Genomic DNA, 6,671 nt, shown 5'->3' with positions numbered 1-6,671 from the left:
GTCGCCGCCGCAACCCCGAAGCGATCGGCCGCTGCGCGCCGTGACATGCCGCCCTCGACCGCCATAATCAGCCGGGAGCGCAAATCCTCAGACAAGGTTCTCGCCATGCAAGCTGGCCTCCGCACCCAGCCAGCAGGGTGAATCAGACTTCGAGGCCCAAGGGAGTCCCTAATGAATCTGATCGTTCGGATTTTGCTCTAGAAAGAATCGATTTGATACTACTTAGGCGGCTTGAAGTCAGGCGGTGGCTTCAGCTTGGGCCGGCAGTGCGGACATCGGATTAGGATGGCGAGGGTGGCGGGTTTTGTCAGGTTTCGCGCCAGACGGCCTGTTTGGCCAGCTTGGGCTGGGCGGTTTTGGGTTTGGTTCAGGGCCGGGCGCCAAGCTGCCTTGGTGCCCGAACTACCTGCTGTTGGATAAGGCGGGATGTGGAAAAACGCCGCGCCGCGAGCATGATCTTCTCCCTCATGTCACAAGCGCACACGCGCCTGCCCTCCAAATTGTCGCAAGCTCGTACCGATTACGATAAGGGAGGCTTATCGCAAGGGAAAAGCCCTACCGCAATCGTTGGAAACCGCCACATTCGGAGCCGGATCAGGGGTGGACAGGGGGATAATGGACCTGGGGGTGAGCGAGGCGGCGGCGAGGATCTGGCCACCGGCGGTGGTATCCGAGTAGGGCAGAACGCCTTGTTCCAGCGATCGCCCGCTTGGGGGGTCGAGTAGGGTAAGGCTAGGGTAAGTCCCCTCCATCTTTCAGGGCTCCCCTCTCGCCATTCAAAGGGAACTAGGCCTCCAGCACGCGGCGGGACATGACCCTGATCGCGTTTTAATCCGAAAATTACACATATGGGTAGACGTTCAAGGCAAGATATCGCTACTTAGCTCTATCGAAGGTTGCTGAAAGCTTCGCCGTATGCGCCGTAGGGTTTAAGACTGAGCAAAGCGTAGGTCCGCTTTTATTGCGTTTTGTGATAGCAGTCTGATTCCTGCTGGGCCGTTGGTTGAGCGCGACGCAACCACAACAGCGTTGTAGGAACCATAATGTGGCGAATTCCCAGGTTTACCTGAATTCGTATCGAATCACCGATCCGACCAGCGGCAGCTTCTCAATTACTGTAGCGAAAGGCAGTGGCGGCCTCAATGGAGCTCAAACCAACAACGTCACACTGAGTGATGGCACCAGCACAGGCTCCACGCAGACAGGTGAAAATTTCAATATTCTAGGCGATATCGCAAGGGATGGCGTCAACAACGGCTCCAACAACGGCACCAGTACCTACATCGGCGTTGGTACAATCAATGGCGTCCAAGCGGTCATCGTCAATGACCCAAATGGTCAGGGAGGTGGTGGATACTTCCTGCTCACTGGCGCTACATTGCTTACTGGGACAACCGGCTCCTCCACACTTGCCAGCACCAGCAACTCCAGCACTTGGTGGTCTCTTGGTGGCACCACAACTCCGGCTGCACCTTCTGGCGTTGCCGTCACCGACAATGCCGGCACGATCCAGGGCACCTTTTCATCTGGCGTCCGCACTGACGACGCCACCCCTACTCTGACAGGCACCGCCGACGCGGGCGCGCAGGTCAAAATTTATCTCAACGGCAGTGTCACTCCTATCGCCACCGTGTTCGCCAGTGGTACCGGGGAATGGACCTGGACCCCGGCGACTGCGCTTGCGCAGGGCACCTACAGTTACACGGCGACCCAGACGAATACTGCAGGCACCAACTCTGTTGCCTCACCTGCCTTCGCGATCACCATCGACACCACGGCACCCACCACGCCCGCAGGCCTCACCGCGCTCGACAATGCCGGCGCGCTGCAGGCCCCACTCGCCAGCGGCGCCCGCACTGACGATACCACGCCTACCCTGACCGGCACCGCCGAGAACGGCGCGACGGTCAGGATCTACCTCGACGGCAGCGCCAACCCAATAGCCACCACCACCGCCGATGCCTTCGGCAGTTGGAGCTACACGCCCGCGATCGGACTCGCCCAGGGCGCCCACAGCTTCGCCACCACTGCCACCGATGCCGCCGGGAACACCTCCGGTACAAGCACCGCCTTCGCTATTACTGTGGACCAGGCCGCTCCAACGGCGAGCGCCACGGTGGCGCTGGTGTCCGACACCGGCACCGCGGGTGACGGCATCACCGCCAGCCCGGCCCTCAGCGGCACGGTTTCGAATGGCCTAGCTGATCAGACGGTGACCATCCGGGACGGCGCAACCCTGATCGGCACGGCAACCACCGGCACCGGTGGCGCCTGGACCTTTGCCAATGCCGACGCAGCCGATGGCACACACAACTACACCGCGGCCGTGACCGACACGGTCGGCAATCTCGGCCCGACCTCTGCTCCGATCGCAGTCACGGTCGACCGGGCCACCCCGACGCAGACCGCCACCGTGGCACTGGCATCCGACACCGGCACCACCGGTGATGGCATTACTGCCAGTCCGGCGCTCACCGGCACGGTCTCAAACCGCCTGGCCAGCCAGACAGTGACCATCCGCGACGGCGCCACCGTCATCGGCACGGCAATCACCGGCACCGGTGGAATCTGGACCTTTGCCAATGCAGGCGCCAGCGAGGGCAACCACAGCTACACCGCGGCGGTGACCGACACGGCCGGCAACCAGGGGCCGGCCTCCGCCGCGGTCGCGGTCACGGTCGACCGGGCCGCCCCGACGCAGACCGCCACCGTAGCGCTGGTGTCCGACACCGGCACCGCGGGCGACGGCATCACCGCCAACCCGGCGCTCACCGGCACGGTCTCGGACGGCCTGGCCGACCAGACGGTGACGATCCGCGATGGCACCACCGTCATCGGCACGGCAACCACTGGCACCGGCGGCAGCTGGACCTTCGCCAATGCAGGCGCCAGCGAGGGCAGCCACAGCTACACCGCCGCGGTGACCGACAACGCCGGCAACCTTGGTCCGACCTCCCCCCTAATCGCTTTGGTCTTCGATGGTGCGGCGCCTGGCGTGCCGGTCCTCAACCCCTTCACTGGCTCAACCAACCTTGCTACCCCCACCATAATCGGCAGCGCCGAAGCTGCCAGCACCGTCACCATCAGCAGTGGCGACACCATCCTCGGCACCGCTATCGCCGACGCGGCCGGCCACTTCGCCTTTACCCCGGCCACGCCGCTGCGGCCGGGCAGCTTTGCCCTCACTGCCAAGGCGGCCGATGCAGCCGGTAATGCGTCCGCCACCTCCGCCACAGTGACGCTGACCATCGAAGCGAGCGGTGCAGTGGCCGGCACCCTCTTCGTCGACAGCAATGGCGACGGGATCCGGACTGCCGGCGAGGCTGGCCAGGCCGGTGGCAGCATCCAGCTGCTGGACAGCCAGGGCCGCCTCGTGGCAACCACGATCACGGATGCCACCGGCCATTACAGCTTCGGTGATCTTGCTTCGGGGAACTACCGGCTGGCCTTCGCCACGCCGCAGGACTTCTCCTTTGCTCCCCGTGACCAGGGCAGTGATGACGGGCTCGACAGCGACGTTGATCCCACCACGGGCCATACCGCGCTCATCGCTCTCGGCGCCGGCCAGTCGCTGTCGAACATCGATGCAGGGATCTTCGCCTCGGCAAGCCTGAGCGGCGATGTCTTCGTGGACGGCAACGGCAACGGCATCCACGAAACGACCGAGCCCAGCCTGGCTGGCGTGGCGGTGAGGCTGTTGAACGCCGCTGGCTTTGTCGCCGCCTCGGCCGTCACCAATGCCTCCGGCCATTACAGCTTCGCCGGCGTCGCCCCAGGCGCCTACACCGTCGCCTTCACCGCGCCGGACGGCTACAGCTTCGCGCCACGCGACCAGGGCAGCGACGAGGCTCTCGACAGCGATGTTGATGGGGCCGGCAGCGGCGCCTCGCTCACCCTGCAATCCGGCCAAGCGCTGCCGTCCTTCAGTGCCGGGCTGCTGCGCTTCCAGCCGGATGCGCCGCCGCCGGCCCTGCCGGGAACCGGCATGCAACTAACAGCGGGCAACGAAACCTATTCTGGAACCGAAGGTCCCGATCAGGTTGGCGCCGGCGCCGGCAATGACGCCCTGATGGGCAATGGCGGCAGCGACCTGCTGCTCGGCGAGGCCGGCGATGACTCCCTGTATGGCCATGACGGCGACGACACGCTTTATGGCGGGGCCGGCAACGATCTATTGCATGGGCTGACGGGCGACGACTCGATCATCGCCGGCAGCGGCCAGGATACCATCGAGGGTGGCAACGGCCGCGATGTCATCGATGGTGGCCTGGGCGACGATGCCATGCAGGGCGAGGGGGATGACGACATCCTCCTCGGCGGCGCTGGTACAGACACCCTGGAGGGCAATGCCGGATCCGACCTGCTGATTGGTGGCTCCGGCAATGACCATCTCGCCGGGCACGACCTGAATGACACCCTCGTCGGCGCCTCGGATGGCGGATCGGTCGCCATCGTCAATGGCAGCGTGCTCGACGCCAGACCGGGGGACCGCATCTACGGCGATGGCGGTGCCGACCTGTTCCTCTACCGGCCTGGCGACGGCGTCGACGAGCTGCCTGACTTCAAGCCGTCCGAGGGCGATCGCCTCGTCATCTATGGAGATTCCGGCTTCGAGGCGGTCACCCGGCTGGGCACCACCACCGTGCTCTATCTCGGTACCAACGCGGCAATCGTCCTGACCGACGCCTATCCGGCGCAGGACCTAGCCGGCCCGTTCCCCGGTATTTCCTTCGTCGCCGCACCCGGCGCCGCAGGCCTCACCGACGATGCCATCGTCGCCGCCTATGCCGGCACCGGCAGCGGCGGCAGCGGCGGAGATGGCGGCACAGGGGGCGGCGGCACCGGCGGTGGCGGCACGACCGATCCCGGGCGAATCCTGCTCGGTGGGCCGGGCGACGACCGGTTGATCGCCACCGGCTGGAACAACCATATCGAGGCCGGCACTGGCAACGACACGATCGATGGCGCCGAGGGCAACGCCTATATCGATGCCGGCGACGGCAACAACAGCATCCGGGTGGGCGGCTGGAACAACACGGTGCTCGCCGGCGACGGCAATCAGCAGCTCACCGGTCCACTGGGCAACAGCCTGGTGCAGTTCGGCAATGGCTCGTCCGTGGTCGAGCTGGGCGGTTACAACAACGTGGTCACGCTCGGCACCGGCGACAGCTACGTCATGGCCGGCGACGGCAACGCCTCGGTCTCGATCGCCGGCGGCAACGCCATCGTCATGGTCCATGGCTACAGCAACCGGATCACTACCGGCACGGGCGACGACACCATCACCGGCCTCCAGGGCAACGCCATCGTCCATGCGGGCGACGGCGCCAACCGGGTCGTCGCCGACGGCTATTCCAACGACATCCAGACCGGCTCCGGCAACGACACCATCTCGGCCGGGCTTGGCACTAGCACCGTGTCCTCCGGCGCCGGCAATGACGATATCACGCTCTCCGGCTGGGGGAACCACGCGGATGCCGGGACGGGCAATGACATCCTGCGCCTTGCCGCCGGGGTTGGCGACGGGGTCCTCGATGGTGACGAGGGCCTGGATACGGTGGTGCTGACCGGTCGCTTCATCGACTATCAGCTCAACGACCGCGGCATCGCGGGGATCTTTGTGGCCGGGGCTGGCTCCAACCATACCCTCCTCCATGTCGAACGGCTGGTCTTCGCCGATGTCGCCATTAACGTCACCGATGCCAATCCGCTTTTCGATGCCGTGTACTATCTTTCCTACAATCCCGACGTCCTGGCGGCCGGCGTCGACCCGTTGACCCACTACGAGCAGAATGGATGGCGCGAAGGTCGCGCCGCCAATGCCTGGTTCGACACCGGCAGCTACCTTGCTGTGAACCGTGACGTACAGCAGGCCGGGGTCGATCCAGTCTTGCACTTCCATCAGTTTGGTTGGACGGAGGGGCGGGATCCCTCGGTCGCCTTCGATGTCGAGAGTTACCTGGCAGCCAATCCGGATGTCCGCACCGCCGGAATTGACCCGCTGGCCCATTATCTCAGTCATGGCTTGGCGGAGGGGCGGGCGATCGCCCCAGCAATCGGGCCTGCCATCGAGGCCGGCTTCGACCCTGAGTTTTATCTCCTGGCCAACCCTGATGTGGCACGAGCGGGATTAAATGCGATGCAGCACTACGACAGCTTCGGCAGGAGCGAGTTGCGTAGTCCGAATGCCTATTTCGACGCGGCCGACTACCTAACCTATTACGCCGATGTGACGGCGGCCGGGGTCGACCCCTTGCAGCACTATATGACCTTCGGCTGGCGCGAGGGACGCGACCCAAGTGGCCTGTTCGATACCAAAGCCTATCTGGCAGCTAACCCGGATGTCGCGGCCTCGGGACAGAACCCGCTCCAGCATTTCCTCAGCTTCGGCCATACGGAGGGTAGGGTCGCGGCCGGGGACGGTGTTTGGAACTAGAGACGGTTATGGACCTCCGTTCAGTTGCGCGGCCTGTTTGAACATGAGACAGACGAAGGCAACGAGGTGCAGGCCGGCAAGGGTGCTGGCGTAGCTTTCGTAGTCCTTCACTAGCCGACGAAAGCGGGTGGCCTAGAGCATTTCCGGTTTAGTCGAAAGTAACGTCCACGGAGGTGTTGGAAAATCCGGCCTTGGCCGGAGTGTAGGGTTGGGGTGGCCATCGGACCTGGCGGCT

General features: G+C 64.6%; 1 protein-coding gene and 1 pseudogene. One reads left to right on the top strand and one right to left on the bottom strand.

The features are described 5' to 3' along the window. Positions 1-1,045 precede the first annotated feature (1,045 nt). Positions 1,046-6,436 (top strand): beta strand repeat-containing protein, encoded by a 5,391-nt coding sequence (locus JMJ56_RS32350; protein WP_202835990.1) that lies wholly within the window; start codon positions 1,046-1,048, stop codon positions 6,434-6,436. Between the two features lie 6 nt (positions 6,437-6,442). Here JMJ56_RS32350 and JMJ56_RS32345 read toward each other — a convergent pair. Then, a pseudogene (locus JMJ56_RS32345) lies at positions 6,443-6,568 on the bottom strand (IS5/IS1182 family transposase); the annotation flags it as partial. Between the last annotated feature and the right edge of the window lie 103 nt (positions 6,569-6,671).

Origin of the sequence: Belnapia arida (assembly GCF_016773205.1) — a bacterium.
Taxonomy (GTDB): domain Bacteria; phylum Pseudomonadota; class Alphaproteobacteria; order Acetobacterales; family Acetobacteraceae; genus Belnapia; species Belnapia arida.
The sequence above is the reverse complement of the archived record's forward strand: the minus strand, read 5'-3'. Positions and strand labels throughout refer to the sequence as shown.